General features: G+C 43.8%; 10 protein-coding genes and 2 pseudogenes (1 of these 12 running past the window's edge). 7 read left to right on the forward strand and 5 right to left on the reverse strand.

Features of this window, described 5'->3' with window-relative positions:
- From AC4CUX_RS07730 to AC4CUX_RS07745, 4 genes are all read left to right on the forward strand, one after another.
- Window positions 1-9005 carry the end of a DUF5801 repeats-in-toxin domain-containing protein gene (locus AC4CUX_RS07730; protein ID WP_490792297.1) on the forward strand. It extends 21061 nt beyond the left edge of the window, so the window shows 9005 of its 30066 coding nt (coding positions 21062-30066); its start codon lies off the left edge, out of view; the stop codon is at window positions 9003-9005.
- A gap of 107 nt (window positions 9006-9112) precedes the next feature.
- A complete protein-coding gene (locus AC4CUX_RS07735; protein ID WP_490792298.1) occupies window positions 9113-10501 on the forward strand; it encodes a TolC family outer membrane protein in 1389 nt (462 codons plus the stop codon).
- A gap of 166 nt (window positions 10502-10667) precedes the next feature.
- A complete protein-coding gene (locus tag AC4CUX_RS07740; protein WP_004678121.1) occupies window positions 10668-12803 on the forward strand; it encodes a type I secretion system permease/ATPase in 2136 nt (711 codons plus the stop codon).
- The gene (locus AC4CUX_RS07745; RefSeq protein ID WP_178319561.1) at window positions 12800-14239 is read left to right on the forward strand and encodes an HlyD family type I secretion periplasmic adaptor subunit; all 1440 of its coding nucleotides are present in this window, start codon (window positions 12800-12802) and stop codon (window positions 14237-14239) included. The genes AC4CUX_RS07740 and AC4CUX_RS07745 overlap by 4 nt, the downstream gene beginning before the upstream one ends.
- Before the next feature lie 126 nt (window positions 14240-14365).
- Here the strand turns inward: AC4CUX_RS07745 and AC4CUX_RS07750 are convergent, their stop codons facing one another.
- The 5 genes from AC4CUX_RS07750 to AC4CUX_RS07770 form a co-directional block, all read right to left on the reverse strand.
- On the reverse strand, window positions 14366-14647 hold the full coding sequence (locus AC4CUX_RS07750) for a CAP domain-containing protein (protein WP_490792624.1): 282 nt from the start codon (window positions 14645-14647) through the stop codon (window positions 14366-14368).
- A gap of 37 nt (window positions 14648-14684) precedes the next feature.
- The gene (tnpC, locus tag AC4CUX_RS07755; protein WP_205667426.1) at window positions 14685-16289 is read right to left on the reverse strand and encodes an IS66 family transposase; all 1605 of its coding nucleotides are present in this window, start codon (window positions 16287-16289) and stop codon (window positions 14685-14687) included.
- Window positions 16290-16363: 74 nt separating this feature from the next.
- Window positions 16364-16699 (reverse strand): IS66 family insertion sequence element accessory protein TnpB, encoded by a 336-nt coding sequence (gene tnpB / locus AC4CUX_RS07760; RefSeq protein ID WP_004642106.1) that lies wholly within the window; start codon window positions 16697-16699, stop codon window positions 16364-16366.
- Window positions 16696-17058, reverse strand: coding sequence for a transposase (locus AC4CUX_RS07765; RefSeq protein WP_490792299.1), 363 nt, complete (start codon window positions 17056-17058; stop codon window positions 16696-16698). The genes tnpB and AC4CUX_RS07765 overlap by 4 nt, the downstream gene beginning before the upstream one ends.
- A gap of 82 nt (window positions 17059-17140) precedes the next feature.
- On the reverse strand, window positions 17141-17482 hold the full coding sequence (locus AC4CUX_RS07770; RefSeq protein ID WP_490792300.1) for a hypothetical protein: 342 nt from the start codon (window positions 17480-17482) through the stop codon (window positions 17141-17143).
- Between the two features lie 135 nt (window positions 17483-17617).
- On the opposite strand from AC4CUX_RS07770, the pseudogene AC4CUX_RS07775 reads away from it, so the two are divergent.
- From AC4CUX_RS07775 to AC4CUX_RS07785, 3 genes and pseudogenes are all read left to right on the forward strand, one after another.
- Window positions 17618-18022: pseudogene (locus tag AC4CUX_RS07775) on the forward strand (helix-turn-helix domain-containing protein); the annotation flags it as partial.
- 136 nt (window positions 18023-18158) lie between these two features.
- Window positions 18159-18370, forward strand: a pseudogene (locus tag AC4CUX_RS07780) (IS3 family transposase); the annotation flags it as partial.
- Window positions 18371-18444: 74 nt separating this feature from the next.
- Window positions 18445-19604 (forward strand): IS3 family transposase gene (locus AC4CUX_RS07785; protein ID WP_087554624.1). Its coding sequence is split into 2 segments (ribosomal slippage): window positions 18445-18679 and window positions 18679-19604, totalling 1161 coding nucleotides; the frame shifts between segments, so codons are not numbered across the junction.
- Window positions 19605-19607 lie beyond the last annotated feature (3 nt).

A 19607-nucleotide genomic window follows, 5' to 3' on the forward strand; every position in this document is an offset into this window, starting at 1 on the left:
ATAGTGCAACCGCAGAAGTGGGTCTGGATCAGATTCGTTCTCTGGTTCACCCAACAGGTGGTACAGCGTCACCGAATGAGCTGATCACGCTGACCACAGACACCGTGACCCTGACAGCAACAGCGACGGATAAAGATGGTGACGTGCATAGTGCGTTCATCAACCTGGGCGACAAAGTTGGCTTCCGTGATGATGCGCCAGTGGTAACCACCAATACGGTAGGTACAGCGTTAGAAGTAGATGAAACGTTCCTGACCACAGATGATAGCGAAAACTTTGCCAGTGCGTTTAGTGTGAACTACGGTGCAGATGGTGCAGGTAGCACAGCGTACAGCCTGGGGGTTAAAGCCACAGGAGTAGACAGTGGTGTAGTGGATACAGCCACAGGTCAGCGTGTTTATTTATACCTTGAGGGCGGCATCGTTGTAGGTCGTGTAGGTGTAGGCGGATCTGCAAGTTCAACAGGTTTGAAAGCGTTTGAAATCCGTGTAGATAGTGCGACCGCAGAAGTGACGCTGGATCAGATTCGTTCTCTGGTTCACCCAACAGGTGGTACAGCCTCACCGAATGAGCTGATCACGCTGACCACAGACACCGTGACCCTGACAGCAACAGCGACGGATAAAGATGGTGACGTGCATAGTGCGTTCATCAACCTGGGCGACAAAGTTGGCTTCCGTGATGATGCGCCAGTGGTAACCACCAATACGGTAGGTACAGCGTTAGAAGTAGATGAAACGTTCCTGACCACAGATGATAGCGAAAACTTTGCCAGTGCGTTTAGTGTGAACTACGGTGCAGATGGTGCAGGTAGCACAGCGTACAGCCTGGGGGTTAAAGCCACAGGAGTAGACAGTGGTGTAGTGGATACAGCCACAGGTCAGCGTGTTTATTTATACCTTGAGGGCGGCATCGTTGTAGGTCGTGTAGGTGTAGGCGGATCTGCAAGTTCAACAGGTTTGAAAGCGTTTGAAATCCGTGTAGATAGTGCAACCGCAGAAGTGGGTCTGGATCAGATTCGTTCTCTGGTTCACCCAACAGGTGGTGCAACATCACCGAATGAGCTGATCACGCTGACCACAGACACCGTGACCTTGACAGCAACAGCGACGGATAAAGATGGTGACGTGCATAGTGCGTTCATCAACCTAGGCGACAAAGTTGGCTTCCGTGATGATGCGCCAACCATTACCGCAGGTTCTACATTAGGTATTATTGCTGTTGATGAATCAGCCCTAGCCACAGGTGCATTACCAGCAACTGACCCAGATGGAATGGGACCATTCAATGCCGCAGCAACCAATAAGCTTCAAGGTTTTGCAACCAATGCGTTTACCACGAATTATGGTGCAGATGGTGCAGGTAGTATTGTTAAAACACTGCAAGTTTCAACAACAGGTGTTTCAAGTGGTTTGCGTGATACCGAAACAGGCAATCTTATTTACCTCTACAAAGTGGTTAATGATGTGGTTGGTCGTGTTGGTAATGTGAGTAGTGCAAATTCAGCAGGTGCGGAAGCATTCCGTATCGCTTTAAGTGGCGATGATGTGACCTTGACGCAATCTCGTTCAATTCGTCATGCAAACCCAGCCGATCCAGATGAGTTGGCAACACCTGCAACGATTGCGAATGCTGCAATCCGACTTCAAGGTGTGATTGCCGATAAGGATGGTGATACAGCAACGCATAGTATCAACATCGGCGATCGCTTCAAATTCTTGGACGATGGTCCAACATTCACCAGTTCGACTACTGCGATTTTGGATGAGCGATACTTACCACTAGGTAGTAACCCGAACCCATTAGAACTCACCAAAACAGGTACATTAAACCTGAACTTTGGTGCAGATAAAAATTCAGGTAGTGTTGCCGATGTCAAGTTTACCCAAGCAACCATTGATAATCTGGAAAACAACTGGGACAACATTGTTGCAAATGGCGGTACAGGTCCAGCCAACAATGAAAATCTGGTATTTGTACTTTCAGTCGATGGTCATACCATTACCGCAACCGATGGTGCAGGTGGTGCAACTGTATTTACCATTGTATTGGACAACATCAATCCATGGGCCTATACCGCAGGTTACACCTTTACCCTAAGCAAAGCACTGGAACACAACAGTCTGTCATCTATTAATATTCCATTTAACAGTTTAAGTATTATAGACGGTGATGGTGATACCACTGTGGGTAACATTGTGGTGACAGTGATTGACGACGCACCAGACACATCGATCCCTGTCAATGTCATTGTGTATGAAGACTTGTATATTCCGCCATCAGGTACGGTATATAGCAATACCTTTAATACCAATGCCGATGCAACGGCTGCCAATACTGCGATCAATGGTCCGCTCGTCGCAAATAATACACAGGTGAGCGTAAACGGTGGTGCAGCATTTGACATCGTCAGTGCAGCAGAGGCTCTGGCTGGGGTGAAAGCCTACGAAACCGAATATGGTTATGCCAAAGTCAATGCCAACGGTACGATTACTTACTATCCAAAAGAGGACTTTAGTGGTACGGATAGCTTTACCTATACCACAACGACCGATGACGGTACACCAAAGACTTATCATGTGAACGTCAATGTCTTGCCTGTATCCAATGACAAACCAGTATTTGCTGGTGGTACGGTCGAAGTTGTAGAAGATCATACTATTGCATTGGGTCTGACTGCACCGACCATCAAGGACAATACTGACCATGATGTTACAGGTATCACAGGTATTGTGACCAATGTGGACAATCCTGAACGTCTAGGGGCAATTACCCTGACCCTGTCAGGTGCAGGTGCAGCAGCGAATCTCGCCAATACCAACACTGGTGCGGTACTGACCAAAGGTAATGGTGGTGCCTTGGTGAAAGTAGGTTCGACGTACAGCTTTGTGATTGTAGATGGCATGGGTAATGTCGATTACAACTACCATCATGCAGGTATTGTCACAGGCGATGCAAATATCAACTATGTAACCGTAGCAGAGTATGAGGCGATTCTCGCTGTTCCAGGCGCACACCGTCATGAAAACTTTGCTGTTGCCATCCAGAACACCAGCTATGAGGTCTATCCAGCAGGTCATGCACAGGCAGGACAAATCCGTACTGATGTTTGGGGTTCTGGTACAACCAACTCGCCAAGCAATAGCGATGATGTACTGGGTCAAGGTGCAACCCGTATCGAAACGATACAGGTAAATGTACAGGCAGACACTGATGATGCGCATCTTAACTTTGATGGTAGCGTGACTAGTGGTACAACTACGCAAAGAACAGGCAATATTGAGAATAGTGGTGATGCAAACAAAGCAAACTATCAAGTTGTCTATGCGAATTTAGACCCAACACATGACCCTGATGCAGTTCTTAACCCAACGGCAACCGTGACCATGTTTGAAGATCGTATCCTGAACTTGGCGGATATTCTGCAAGCAGGCTTTGCCGATGTGGATGGTTCGGAAGTGCGTTCGATTACGATTAGCAATCCAGCAGGCAACGCAACTATTTATATCAGCTATAATGGTGCTACGGCAGTTACGATTGCAGGCGGTGCAAGCAGAATTTTCACAATTGCCAATCCGCAAGATGCAGATAGTTTTGAAAAATTCAGCATCTATACACCAAATAATTTCAGTGGTGCGGTGCATGGTATTAGCATTACCATCAATGCACAGGATGTCGATAGTGATGGTTGGGCTGGGGCGAATGTGGGTGCAAACGGTATCGTAGAAGCGGATAGACCTACTCCAGCAGATACCATCAATAACAACACCGTGATACTGAATCTAAACATCAGGCCAGGTGCGGGTGACTTGGCAGCATTAACAGCTACAACGACAGCAGAAGATACACCTGTGGCGTTCCTTGCGAAAGTCACCGTTAGCGATACATCACCAAACTTGGTAACCAGTACCTTTGGCAATGGTGAAGTCATTAACTCGGTCGGCTTTACTATTGGTGCTTCACAGGCAGGCTGGAAACTGCTTGACCCAACGGGCTATACACCTCATGGTGGTTATCAAACCAGCAATACAGGTACAGGCTGGTGGATGACTGGGGATGTCGTAACAGGTACAGGTGTATTTACCATTCACTTCAATAATGGAGCGGGTACGGTGCTTACCGAAGCACAGCGTGAAGAAGTGCTGGATTTGTTCCAACTGCAACCGCCTGCCCATAGCAGTCAGGATTTGACAGGTGGCAATCGTATTGAATTGACAGTCCAAACGACCGATACCAACGTAACAGGTTCGGATACAGCCACCAGAATCTTGCAACAGCAAATTAATGTGACTGCAACACCAGAGCAACTGCAATTGACAGGCAATGTCACCGTGACAGTCTCGACTACGGATTATTATGCGACTGCCGCAGATAACCCTGCCAACTGGACAGCCATGAATACTGATGCTGCTGCGATCAATACCAATGGTGACAGCTATGCAGGTACTGCCGACTTACAGATGAATGGCAATTTCCACTATACAACCCATGCCGTTGAGGATACATGGTTTGATTTGGCAACCAATGGCTTTGACTTTAAAACACCGTGGTTCAACGAAGATGGTACAGGCTCGGGTGCAGGAAATGGCAATGCAGAACAAACCTTTGCTATCTTGAACGCATACGTTGTTGTTCGTGATGCAGGCGGTGTGATTACGGGCTTAACGCCGCTCACTAACGCCAGCTTCCAGTACAAAAATGCAGGCGGTACGGTCGTAGCGAGTGGTACGAATGGTATTGCTGTACCAGTTGCCAATTTGGATAAAGTTGAGTTCCAGTCACCCAATGGCTTCTCGGGTGAAGTGTGGATTAAAGTACAGGCACGCACCATAGATACTGATGCAAACGGTGGTACAACCGCTCCTGTAGACTCTGGTGTGGCATGGTTGAAAAACGTCATTGTTGAACCACTGCCAGATGCTGTGACTTTGCAGGTCAAGCAGCGTATTGTGATGGATGAAGTTACCTCACAAAAACTGTATATCAGAACCCAGACTTCGGATCAGGATGGTAGTGAAACCTTTAATGTTGAAATCAGAGGTATTCCAACAGGAGGTAAGCTGGAATTTAATGGTCATGTCTATGACACCGCAGACGCTGGATCATGGGCATCCGGTGGTCATACATTGACTAATAATGGCGATGGTACATTTACCTTGCGTTTGAATAACTTGTCACAAGGGGTGATTGAGCCAATCTATACGCCACCGTTGTATAGCAATACCAATGGTGTGGATACAACATTTACCGTGTATGCGGAATCGGTGGATCATCTCTATATCAATGGACAGCCACCGATTGATACTGCACCACTTCCTATATCGTCTAACCAAACCATCAAAATTTCAGTCATTGGTGTACCTGATGCACCAATATTGAATATTACCGATAAGCAGAGATGGATTGAAAACAATCTTGATGAGCATGATGGTGGTGTGAACACCGCATCTGCTGGCGGTGCGAATCTAGTTGATTTAAGTAACTTTATCAACCCGGTGACAGGTATTGTGCATGGTGAATCGACGTATCCAACCGATAGCTCAGAAACCATTACCCTGCGTATTACGAATATGCCAGCCGATTTTGACCTCGTTGATGCCGCAGGTGGACCAATTATCACTCTCGGTGGCGGTAATGGTGCAAGTCGAGTATGGGTACTGACCACAGCTGACCTTGCGACGGCAAAAATCAAATTACCTGTCAATTACAGTGGTACAGTGAAGTTCGATGTTGCACCCGTGGTCACAGAAAACGACGGTCGGGCAACCATTTTTGCCAAACAAAATATCGAGTTCTACGTTACACCATCACCGGAAGCAACCTTACATCTGACATCTGATGTGTGGGAAGATGTCGATAACGGTACGTATGGTCACAATGGAGAGTTGGGTCGAATTGATTTGATTGCCAATACTACGGTTAATGGCGATACCATTAATGAAACCATTTACGCTGTACGCTTTAGTAAAGCGGATTTGGATGCTAAAGGTGTGACACTGTATAGCGATGCCGCAGGTACAACCCCATTGGTTGAAGTTGGTGGCTACTATACGGTGACAGGCGTAACCAACGTACAAAGTATCTATGTACGTGGGCCTGCCAACTTTAGCGGTAATATCCCGATTAGCGTTGATTATATCGTTGCCGATTCAACCAATGATGGTACGCTGGGTGTGAACCAAACCATCTACACAGGCGGTGGAACATCTGCGGATTGGGTATCGCCAACAGGTCATCAAACCATTAACCATACCCTGAACTTCCGTCCTGTCACCGATGATGTGGATTTAACCATTCCAAGTATCACATCAACAGGTACAGTGGCAGGTAATCATGCGACTTTGACCACTTCGGGCAGTGTCACAGTGAATTTGGGTATGACCAAACTTCCTGATGCCAATGCAGGTAATGCAATCGACCATGACAGCAGCGAACATATGAATTATCTGTTGATTACCAATGTTCCAGACGGCGTGGCTGTGGTCGGTGGTGTGCTTACAGGTGATGGTCAGTGGATTTACCCCAACTCAAGCGCATTTAACGGTGCATTGTCCGATAGTATCCAGTTCTCTGTCAGTCATTATGCCGATAGCTTGACCAACCATCCGATTACCATTACTGCAATTACGCAAGATGGCACAGCAGGGATTAAAGAAGATAGCGAAATATGGCGATTGACCACAGACTTTGGTCCGGGCGGTCCGGCGACTATTCTACCGACGATCACATTAACACCGCTTCATCCAGACGAAGTCGAAGATACCAACTTCCCATTGTCTGATGCGGTTAGTGCTGTAATCGACTTCACCGGTGTGAATAATGGTTCTGCGCCTTACGATATGACCATTACTGTGCGGATGCCTGCCGACGATACGACGGTATTTAGTGGTATGAACTACATTATCGTTACGGAAGGTGGTGTACCAGTTAAACTGTGGACGAAAACGGTTCAAGTCACCAATGCCACAGCACAATCTGTATTAAATGCAGAATTGGCAAATATTATGACCGATCCGGATAACCATGCCAATAGCAATACCAATAATCAGGGTGGTCAGCACATGTACCCACTGGATATTACCGTGGCGTTCTATAGCGGTGGTGCAACCAGTGAAGACCGTGTCACTTCAAATGTAGATCTTGCACCAGTGACTGACCCTGCAACGCTTAACATTGATGCAACGGCAACTGATGAGGGCGCTATTGTACCGATTAGCATTAATGTCACCAGTACAGGTGGTGCGGATGAAAATGGTGACTGGACGATTATAGGCGGCAATTTGTATCTACAACTTGCAGGTACAGTGATTGATGGTCAGTTACAAGATAGCTTAGGTAATCCATTAGCCCAAGTCATCGATCCTGCGGGCTTACCACCAGGAACGTACTATGTGGTAACAGGCGTAGCACCGAATACACCGTTTAATCTGCAATATGCGATTGACCAAAATGGTACAGCAGAGTATCAACATGGCAGCTTCCAGCTTAATGGCTGGGTGATTAATCAGGAAAATGGCAGTACACCGCTAGTTTCTAATGGTTCAGATAATATCGTGATTAATCAGGTCAATACACCGCCTGAGGTTACTATTGTTGCCACTAAACCTGAACATGACGGTACAGGTGCAAATGCAGTAGGTAGTGTACAACTCAACATTACCCTGGACTTGGATCCGCATGCTGTTGATCCACACGAGCAGATCTATTCTGCCTTTATCAAAGACTTGCCAAGTGGCTTTACCGTATATGTCGGTGCAAGTGAAGGAACAGCAGTGCTTGCCAATAACGCAGGTGAGGGGATTTGGTCGATTCCAACCCCAGGGGGCGTATTGCCAACGTATATTTCGATTAAACCGCCTGCATACTGGAGTGGTACATTAGAGGATCTAAAACTGGTATTGATGAGTGGTGAAGTCAGTCCTGCGACTGCAACAGAAGTCAATTTTGACCTCGTGGTGACACCAGTAGCGGATGGTATCGCAGACTTTAAACCGACATACAGTTTCAATCAGACAGGGAATCCTCTGACTACGCTCAACCTGAACATTGGTATGTGGGATTCGGAACGTGTCAATAACGCGGCCTATGATGAAAATGCTGAATTAACCCGTTTGCAACTGACTGGTATTCCAAATGGTCTGAATACGGTATTCCTTGCCAATGGTGCAATGATTGACCCAAGTCGTATTAGCTTGAGTGGAGCAACCTTGACCATTGTCGGTCTGACCCAAGCCGAGCTGGACAACTTGCAGATTCTACATTCACCAACGGCTGGCAAAATCTCGATTACTGCGACTGCACAAACCTATGAAGTCAATGCGTTAGGTGTGGAAGTTCATACCTCTGCAGCATGGACACCTGCTGCATCAGCGTTTGACTTGCAAGTGACAGGTACAGCACCAGTGAATGGTACATCAGGCAATGATACGATGAATGGTACAGCAGGCAACGACATCTTAAATGGACTTGCAGGCAATGACATCTTAAATGGTAATAATGGCAATGATGTCTTGAATGGTGGTGATGGCGATGACACCTTGAATGGTGGTGCAGGCAATGACTATCTGATTGGTGGTATTGACAATGATATTTTAAACGGTGATGCCGGCAATGACATGCTCATGGGTGGTGCAGGTAATGACACCTTAAATGGCGGTGCCGACAATGACATTCTGCAAGGTGGTACAGGCAGTGATAGCCTCACGGGTGGAACTGGCTCAGATACCTTTGTCTGGGGTGCAAACGATATTGGTTTGTTTGCTACACCAGATACCGATACCATCACCGACTTTAATCTGCTGGGTGACAAGATTGATGCGACAGCATTGCTTACCGCTCTAGGCTGGAATGGCAATGATGCAACCTTGAGCCAGTTCGTGAGTGCAAGCGGTACAACCATCAATATTCACGATACAGCGAATACGAAGAGTGTCAATATTGTGGTCACAGGTCAGAGCTTTGCCGACTTTGAAGACATGATCAGCAAAACCAACTTCCAGACTTAAACCTAGCGTAGAGGGCGTAGTCACTTCGCCCTCTATCCCAAATTTATTTATTAATATGATGGCAACATCGTTAAACATTTAAGAAACCTTAAAACAAGGGGAAACCTGTGAAAGTATTAGCATTAACAAAAATTGCAAGCATGGTAGCGGTAGCAAGTGTAGCATTGAGTACATCAGCAGCAGACTTAACATCTGTGACTAAAACTGCGATCGAGAATAATCCAGAAGTGCAAACACAATGGTTTAGCTTCCTTGAAGCAACAGCAAATCAAAAACAAGCACGTGCTGGCTATTTACCGTCGTTAGATTTGAATGCAGCGTACGGCAAAGGTAACCGTGAATTCGATGGTGATCGTGGTTGGTTCAATCAAGGTCAGGCAGAAATTGCATTAACGCAAGTGTTGTTCGATGGTTTTCGTATTAAAAGCAAAGTTGAACAAGGCGATTATGCTGCGCTAAAACGTTATTACGATTTGAATGCAGGTATTGAACAAAAAGCACTTGAAGCAACTCAAGCATATTTAGATGTACAGCGTTATCGCGAACTGGTTGGTTTGGCAGAAGGAAATTTTGCCAATCATCAACGTGTTTATAATCAAGTATTACAACGTACCAATCAGGGTGTAGGTAATAGAGCAGATTTGTCACAAATCACAGGTCGTTTATCACTTGCTCAAACCAACTTGATGACTGAACAGGCCAACTTAAATGATGTATCTGCACGTTTTGCACGAATTGTTGGGGTGGAGCCAAGTAGTAATCTTGCGCCAGTAAGTGTGAATGTGGCACTGCCAAACAACACACAAGAATTGATTACCTCTGCGTATAACAATAACAACAGCTTAAAAGCTGCGTTAAGTGAAATGCAATATGCGCGTGCGAGTGCTCAAGAATTTAAAGCCAATATGTACCCGAAACTTTCGTTTGTGGCGCGTACAGGTTTATATCAAAACCGTAATAGTTTTGATGAGCGTAGCAATCCCGATAACGATAAATACGGGCAAGATAGCGCAGTTGAATTAAGACTCAACTACAATCTATTTAATGGTTTTGCAGACAGAGCAGCCATGAATGCTGCTAATGCACGTGTTTCATTATCTAATGATTTGAAAAACAAAGCATGTGTCGATATTCGCCAAACATCAACGGTGGCTTATAACAATGTGAATAACTACAGCAGCCAGTTAGAATGGTTACAACGTCATCGTGATGAATCTGCTTCAGTTGTAAAAGCATATAACGATCAGTTTGATATTGGTCGTCGTACATTACTTGATGTTTTAGACTCGGAAAATGAAGCATTCCAAGCCAATCGTGCTTATGTAACTACGCAATATGATTTGAAAGTTGCACAATTCCAAACACTGTATAGCATGGGTCAATTATTGCCTGCGCTCGGTATTAAACGTGATAATTTACCTGCTGTATCAGAAGTGAGTCAGCGTGAAATTAATGCTGCAAATGTATGTACAGCGGCAAATGCACAAGTTGAATAATGTGTTAATCAGTTAAAATAAAATAGGGTGCTGTTGCACCCTGTTTTTATAGATGTTCCAACTCTTTTGGGTAAGGTAAATTTACAATTATTCTATTAACTCAATGATATAACTCTGAGTTTGGGAATAATGAACCTTTTATGCTTGTTTGATTCATGGTGAATAAGTGACAACACAAATATTTGATCCTTTAGCTTTATGCCTGATTCGAGTGGCTAAAGATTATGAAATTAGTATTACACAAGAAGGTTTATTATCAGGTTTGCCTTTACCCAATGGAAAGCTAATACCTCAGTTTTTTTCACGTGCAGCTGATCGGGTAAGTTTGACAAGTAATATGGTGCAGCAGAATCTGGATCAACTGAACCATTTTGTTTTTCCTGCCATTTTAATATTGAATAATAATACAGCTTGTGTTTTATATCGTTTTGATACAGAAAGACAGACTGCAACAGTATATTTTCCTGAAATGTCGGATACCGTGACAGAAGTTCCAATTGCACAGTTACAAGAAAAATATCTGGGTTCAGTGATTTATTTGCAACAACGTCAATTTGTGGCGGATAACAAGGTTAAGCTGGAAAAGACAAATCAGCATTGGTTCTGGAGCGTAATTCGACAGCACCGTTCCATGTACAAAGATATTTTATTAGCAGCCCTGTTCGTCAATATCTTTGCTTTGTGTGCACCTTTTTTCGTAATGAATGTTTATGATCGTGTTGTTCCCAACCATGCTACAGATACCCTATGGGTACTCGCCTTTGGAATCATGATTATTATTACGGCTGACTTTATTTTAAAACTGGTGCGTAGTTATTTTGTTGATTTGGCTGCAACCCGTGCTGATAACAAGCTATCTGCCTATATTATGGAAAAAGTATTAGGTCGGCGTATGGAACAGAATAATATGTCTGTTGGTATGATGGCCTCCAATATTCAGTCCTATGAGGCAATTCGTTCTTTTACCAGTTCTATGACTGTGGTATCACTGATTGACTTGCCATTTTTTGTTCTGTTCTTAGCTGTTATCTGTATTATTTCCTGGGTTTTCGTTATTCCTTTAGTCATCGCTGCAATCATTATTTTACTCTATGCATTATCAGTTCATATTAGTTTAAAAAAATTATCTGATGCGATGTCAGAAGCTTCTCAACAGCGTCAGGGATTATTGATAGAAACCTTAAATAATCAGGAAACGATTAAAAGTTTTAATGCTGCTGGACGAATGCAAACTTTATGGGAAAAAGCCACTCGTTTTACCGTACAGTATTCTTCTAAATTACGTTTTATTGGTGGCACTGTTGGTAATTTTGCTGGATGGGTACAACAAACAGCAGGCGTTGTGATTATCCTGGTTGGAGTTTATCTTATTGTAGATGGAAAGTTGACACAAGGTGCACTGATTGCCTGTTATTTATTATCAACCCGTGCCTTGGCTCCAATTGCACAAATTGCAGGTTTATTAACCCAATATTATCAGGCATCCAGTGCCTTAAATATGCTGAATCAAACTGTTGACGCTGAACAGGAACGAGAGAATCTAAAAGGTTGGGTGAGTCATCCACATCTTATAGGACATATCGAATTTAAAAATGTCAGCTTATGTTATCCAAATGAATCACATTCTGCTTTAAATAATATCTCTTTCTCTATTCGAGCAGGAGAGAAAGTGGCGATTCTAGGAAAAGTAGGCTCAGGTAAAAGCTCAATTGAAAAGATACTATTGTCGCTCTATAAGCCGACTGAAGGGTCAGTATTTATTGATCAAACCAACATTAGTCAGATTGATCCAGCAGAATTACGTAGCCAGATTGGTTATATTCCCCAGGACATACAATTGCTGAACGGTACAGTATTATCAAATATTGTCTTAGGTAATCCACATGCTAGCCGTGTTGCTTTGGAACAAAGTTTGGTTGTTTCTGGTTTAAGCCAGATTCTAAAAGCACATGAAGATGGTTTGTCATTACAAGTGGGTGAGGGTGGTCATAAATTATCTGGGGGACAACGGCAGGCGGTTGCCGTGGCACGTGCAATTGCCCAGAATGCTAAAATTTTGGTTTTTGATGAACCGACCAGTGCGATGGATACTCCTCTTGAGAATCATGTGATTCATCATCTAAAACATTATATGACAGCTCAACATACTTTAATTTTGGTCACACATAAACCTACATTACTCACATTGGTTGATCGAATTATTATTTTAGAAGATGGAAAGATTATTGCTGATGGTGATAAGGAAAGTGTAATGAAAGCCATGTTTCCCCAACAAGCTAAAGTTGCAGGAGCTGTATCATGAGCACAGAACACAATAAAACCCAAAGAGAGAAGATGTTTGGGGGCGTAGGTAAAAGTATTGAACAATCAGAAAAAGTTCTGAGTCCAGTGCTAGGGCGTTTAAATTTATTTAAAAAATATCAACCTGCTGATACAAATGATTGGAAAAGTCAGGTACAAGAAGTAACTCAATCACAAAAGCCAATTCAGGCAAGAGTCATCCTTTATGTGATTGTAGTGTTGTTTATTTGTTTAATTATTTGGGCAGGTTTTGCTAAAGTCGATGAAATTACTCGTGGTGAAGGAAAAGTGATTCCATCTCAACAGATGCAAGTGATTCAATCGGTTGATGGTGGCGTGGTTGAAAAGGTGTATGTGCAGGAAGGTGAGCACGTCAAAAAAGGCGATCTATTGATTCGTATTGATCCGACACGGTTCACCTCAAATTTGAATGAAGTTAATGCCAAGATTTTTGCCTTGCAAACCAAAGTTAGACGTTTAAGTGCACAATTAAATGGCTCGGGCTATACCTCAGGCAGTGTCCCTGCGGGGGTTTCACCTGATGCAGCTGCAAACATTATGGCGCAAGAAAGCCAGTATTATGCGGAAAGTTTGCGCGAACTGAGCCAAAGAACGATGACCAATCAAGGTACGGTTTCGACTCGTCAACAGGAATCGCAACGTGCTCAAGCTGCACTCGGACAAGCTGAAAGAGCCTATCAACTTGCAGTGCGTGAACTCAATACCACACGACCTTTGTTAAAGACTGGTGCGGTGTCGGAAATGGATATTTTGCGCCTTGAACGTGACGTATCGAATGCCGATGGTGAACGTAAGCAGGCGGCAGCGAATTTAAGAGCTACGCAGGCATCTATTGGGGAAGCGCAATCACGCACTTCTGAGGCTGCGGTGAGTTTAAAAAATCAATGGCGCAATGAACTGGCAGAAGCGCAAGCTCAGCTAGTGAGTTTAAAAGAAAGTATTTCAGGCGTAGCAGACCGAGTGAAAACCACCGATATTCGTTCACCGACCAATGGTATCGTGCAGAAAATTTTCTTTAATACCATTGGTGGGGTTGTGAAACCAAGCGACCAAGTGGCGGAAATTGTGCCTTTAGATGGTCAATTGATCGTTGAGGCAAAAGTATCGCCGAAAGATATTGCCTTTGTACGACCAGACTTGCCTGCGGTAATTAAATTTACCGCCTATGATTTTTCAATCTATGGCGGAATGAATGCGAAAGTAAAACATATTAGCCCAGACACATTTACCGATGAGAAAGGCAATATGTTTTATATTGTCCGTGCAGTGACTGATAAACCAACGTTTGGTAAAGGATTATCCGTGATTCCCGGCATGACCGTTCAATTGGATATTATGACAGGGAAGAAAACTATTCTTTCTTATCTGCTTAAACCAATTCTTAAAGCGAAAAATAATGCCTTCACAGAACGTTAAGTCGAATAAAAACCGAAATCTCTTAAAATCCCTCTTTTGAAAAGAGGGATTTTTGATTTATAAAGTAAATTTTAAACGCGCGAAATTTACATTTTATTGAAGCAGATAAAAAATCTAAATTCATTTTTAGTTTTTTCCAGTGCCAAAATGTTGCACCCAATACGTTCGATGAGTTACATCATTTCGAACGCAGGCAATCGCATAATCTTTAAATTGGGGTTTCATTAAGTTACCGCAATGTCCGGGACTGAGCGCCAGCCAATTTTCTAAAACTTGTTTTAGGTTGCTTTGACCTGTTGCTAAATTTTCCCCACCACCACCTTTGTATCCTGTTTTTTTAATACGAGCTCTCAGATTTTCACCACTTCGACCGACATGACTTAAAATCTGACGTTGCGAAATATCCAGCGCATGGTAAGCGTCCGCTGAACCCCATGTCTATTTTTTAATTTGAGTTGGATTTCCAGCGGTGTGGTAGCAATTCTTCTATTTGGGTCACTTTATGGGTCGGCAATCTTTTCAGCACATCACTTAAATAGGCATACGGATCCAACCCATTCAGCTTTGCTGACTGGATTAAAGTCATGATGTTTGCCGCTCGCTGACCACTACGCAGCGAACCTGCAAATAACCAGTTCTTACGTCCCAACGCCCAAGGCCGCACCTGGTTTTCCACCCAATTATTGCAAATCGGTAGATTGCCATCATCCAGATAGCGGCTTAAAGCTGGCCAACGCTTCAGAGTGTAATTGATGGCCTTGGCGGTTGGAGAACTCGATGGCACCGTCAGTTGATGCTGGTTGAGCCATTCATACAGTTGTTGCATCACCGGTTGACTATGCTGTTGTCGGTATTCGCGGCGCTGTTCTGCTGTACCATCGGTCTTTCTCCTGAGTTCTGCTTCTATGGCATACAGTTTCTGAATCAGCACTAAGGCCTGTTCAGCGACCTGACTTTTCTTGGTCACATGCAGTTCATGGAATTTACGACGAGCATGCGCCATGCAGCCCACCTCAATGACTTGGCCTGATTTAAAGCGTGCTTTATAACCACTGTAATCATCACAGACCAGATGGCCCTGCCAGTCTTTCAGGAACGCTTCAGCATGCTGGCCTGAACGACTATCCTGAAAGTCATAAATCACGGCTTGAATTGGATTATATTGGGTTGTTGCATAGGCCCAGACATAACCTTTCTTCGGTTTTTTCTCATCATCACTCATCCGCATGATGGTGACCGGCGTTTCATCGGCATGGATCACCCGCTGTTGCAGCACCACCTCTTTTAAAGCATTGGCCAGAGGTTCCAGTTCTACACCGCAGCGACCTATCCAGTCAGATAAAGTTGATCTAGAAAGCTCGATTCCCGCCCGCTGATAGATCAGACGTTGACGGTACAGCGGTAAATGATCTGCGTATTTCGAGACCAACACATGGCTAAGCAGTTCAGGACTGGCAATGCCTTTATCAATCACATAGGCGGGCATCGCTTGCTGAGTCAGTGTGTCACACTGATCACAGACCCATTTGCCACGCACATGCTGTTCCTTATAGAACTGTGCCGGTCTGAAATGTAGTTTTTCACTGATATCTTCGCCGATACGACGCAAGGTGCAGCCACAAGCACATTGGGTTGATGTTGGTTCATGCTCGATACGGATGGTGTGTAGATGATCGGGCAGCAGTCGACGTTTAGGTTTGTTGACTGTGGCTTTGTGTGTCGCTGCATCAGTTTTATCTGCATTCAGCCGTTCCAGTTCCAGATCAACAGCGGCAATATCTTCTTCGACCGCTTCATCCCACAGATGGATTTGTTTTGCGGTGAGATGTTCGTTTTTACTGCCAAATTTGTGCTGTTTAAATAGTGCGAGCTCATGCTCGTATTTTTGCGTGAGAATGGAAAGATGTTGAACTTTGGCATCCAATTGCTGGTTTGATTTTTCTAATTCTTGATTTGATTGTGCCAAAGACTGATGCTGCATTGCCAACTGCCGGGTAAATTCCAGCAGTTGTTCATGGGTCAGTTGGCTTAAATCAGGCAGCGTATTCATGACCGCAGTATGCCTGAGGTCATGACGCAGAGGAAATAGAACGTTTGGAGAATAGCAGAATGGACCAAGCTAGTTTAGAGCATCGTCACCACCTGCTGTCGTCCAATGCGCTGCCAAGGCAAACCCTGGATCAGTGCCTGTAACTGTTCTGGGCTGAGGGCTACACTTTCACCCTGGTGAACTTTAGCCCAGTGAAATTTTCCCTGTTCCAACCGCCGGGCACACAGCCAGATGCCCAGTCCATCATGTACCAGCACTTTCATGCGATGGCCACGTTTATTACAGAACAGGTAAGCACAATGCGGTTTGATGTAGCCAAAGGCTCTCACCACCTGAGCCATGGCCGTATCCATACCTGCACGCATGTCCATGGGCTGAGTAGACAACCAGATTTCATCGATACGGATCATGTTGTAAGTGCCTTGAGTAATTCTGCTAAAGCAGATATTTCTGATTCTGCTTTTGAGTGGGGTAAAGTAATCTGAACAGTTAACATGCCAGTAGGGATAGGATCTAATGGTGCGGAGCAAGATAAAGCAATAAATGCAGGTTTATTCGGTAGGGGTGAGCGATCATTCCCTAGCTTAGCATCAATTAAGCGAATCCATTTGGATACAAGATTTGTATTCAATCCATGTTGCAAAGCGACCGAAGCAATTGAAACCTCCGATGCTTTACACGCCTGAACGATCTGCTGTTTAAATTCAGCACTATATGTTCTTCGTTTTATCGTAAGAGATGCGATGGATGTCTGGTTATTTGTAGTCATAAATTTAAGTTCCCACTTGTTTTTAAGTGAGGACTAAATTAAGGCTTATAGGACGAATTCATAAGGTGTGTTCAGCGGACGCTTACAGCGCATGTGCAGTTGAACTTGTTTGTAATTGATTATTCCATTTTAGCGAGTGGGTAGCCGAGTAAGCTATTTTTCCACATTGTTGCGGTTGATGCCGAATCACGTTAATGGCATTTAAAACGGCTTGCTGATATTGTGGATTTTTAATGTCATCACAAGAGATTTTGTCAAAAGAGGCTAAAGTCTGTTGAGGATTTTTTTGAGTGGGTATCGTTGTTGATTTTGCAATGGTTTTATTTGATTGATGCTGCAAAGGCTGTTGTGGTTGTGAATTTGAACATCCATGTAGTAAAAAGTATAGACTGCATATAAAAGAATGATAAGCAATATTTTTCATAGTGCACCTCTAGCAAATTTTTTTACTCATCAGATGTATTAGTTCAGACTTGATCGGACATAACTCTTGAAAAAGAGAAAGTTACCCATTTTGATAAAGGTGTCGAAATCTTAATCAAACAAAGGTAACTTTCTTATGTTGCATACTAACAATCAAATCATCAAACACAAAGTAGGCTTACTCAATTTAGCTGAAGAGCTTCAAAATGTTTCTAGAGCATGCAAAGTGATGGGTGTCTCTAGAGATACTTTTCATCGCTATCAGGAGCTAGTACAGTCTGGTGACATGGATGCATTGATCAATAAATCCCGTCGAGTACCTAATCTAAAAAATCGTGTAGATGATGCTACAGAACTAGCAGTCATTGATTTCGCAACTCAGTATCCAGCTTATGGGCAGCATCGTACTAGTAACGAATTACGCAAGAAGGGTGTATTTGTTTCAGGTAGCGGTGTTCGCTCTATTTGGTTACGCTATGATTTAGAGAACTTTAAGAAGCGTTTGAAAGCACTCGCAGCTAAAGTGGCACAGGATGGTATCGAAGTTCTTTTATGCGATTAGAAATATCTAAATCTGCAGTGAGATTTTTAAACATATTTAAGTAGCATAAGTTGAAACCATACGCCTGAACCGTACCGGGTTTGTCGGAGACCAAGCTTTCTGAGAGAATGTCCCGATGAAAAAAGTAAAATATACCCCTGAAATCAGAGAAAGAGCGGTTCAATTATTGATTGAATCCGAGAAAGATTATCCATCGAATTGGGCTGCGATCACCGCTATTGCTCCCTGAGCAGTATACTGCGCAAGGGTTGTACTCCTGAAACTCTACGTGTTTGGTATCAAAAATATTTAGATAAACAAAACCCAATTAAAGTACAGCAACTTTCAGTGATCCTAGCCAAAATAATGGACAGCACGTCCCTCTAAAGATAACGTAACTTTAATCTTTGGAGATTCAAGAAATGGCTAAACGTTTTAGTCCTGAATTTAAACAGCAAGCGATTGATTATGCACTTTCAAACTCCCACGAACCTATAGCTGCAATCGCCCAGAAATTAGGTGTGGGTTATTCAACTTTAGACAAATGGATTCGTGAAGCCAATCCAGTAGGTTCAAGCAAACGTCAACTTTCACCAGAACAACAGCGGATCTTAGAATTAGAGAAAGAAGTCAAACAGCTCAGGGAAGCCAATGACATCTTAAAAAAAGCGCATGTGTACTTTCTGACAGATCATGCCAAGAAAAGTACACGGTAATTCAAGATCTGGATGTGAATGAAGTCACTGTATCTTCTGCCTGTCAATGCCTGGGTGTCAGCACTTCAGGCTATTATGCCTGGCGAAAACGCCAGGCCAATCCAGCGCAGAAATATAATGATTTAAAAGCCGTATATTGGCAGCATCATGCACGATTGGGTGCACCTTCATTGGTACATGACATGCATGATTTAGGTTACAGCATGAGCGAACGAACCGTTGGAAGAATGCTTAAAAAGCTTGGTTTACGTAGCAGGATTGCACGTAAATACAAGTATACGACTGATTCAAACCATCGTTTGCCTACAGCGCCTAACTTGTTGGATCGTCAATTTACGGTCAATGAACCCAATAAGATCTGGACAACGGATATTACCTATATCCGTACTAAGCAAGGTTGGCTGTATTTGTGTGTGATGCTGGATCTATTCAGCCGTCGTATTGTCGGTTGGCAAACCAGCCATCGAATAGACCGTCAATTGGTGTGTGATGCGTTTCATTATGCAATGGCTCGTCAGGGGTATCCAATGGGTGTCATGGTGCATTCGGACCAAGGCTCACAGTACTGTAGTCGTGATTTTAGGGCGCTATTATTGACGAATAACTGCGTTCAAAGTATGTCACGCAGGGGAAACTGTTGGGATAATGCAGTGACCGAAAGCTTCTTTCATACATTGAAAGGTCATGTGGTCCATGGCAGTGTGTTTGCCACTCGAAAAGAAGCGAATACAGTCTTGTTTGACTATATTGAGATTTATTACAATCGGGTCAGAAGACATTCCGCAAACGGCTGGTTAAGCCCAGAAGCCTTTGAACAGAAATATTTTAAGAATTTAGAGGGATTTGTTGTCCACGATACTGTCTAGGAT

The sequence above is a fragment of the Acinetobacter sp. 231_lipA genome (assembly GCF_058243005.1).

What these genes read in the sequence shown, in the direction of transcription:
- AC4CUX_RS07765 (WP_490792299.1), bottom strand. Translation starts at nt 17,058, where the DNA reads ATGACTACAAATAACCAGACATCCATCGCATCTCTTACGATAAAACGA.
- tnpB (WP_004642106.1), bottom strand. Translation starts at nt 16,699, where the DNA reads ATGATCCGTATCGATGAAATCTGGTTGTCTACTCAGCCCATGGACATG.
- AC4CUX_RS07770 (WP_490792300.1), bottom strand. Translation starts at nt 17,482, where the DNA reads ATGAAAAATATTGCTTATCATTCTTTTATATGCAGTCTATACTTTTTA.
- tnpC (WP_205667426.1), bottom strand. Translation starts at nt 16,289, where the DNA reads ATGAATACGCTGCCTGATTTAAGCCAACTGACCCATGAACAACTGCTG.
- AC4CUX_RS07745 (WP_178319561.1), top strand. Translation starts at nt 12,800, where the DNA reads ATGAGCACAGAACACAATAAAACCCAAAGAGAGAAGATGTTTGGGGGC.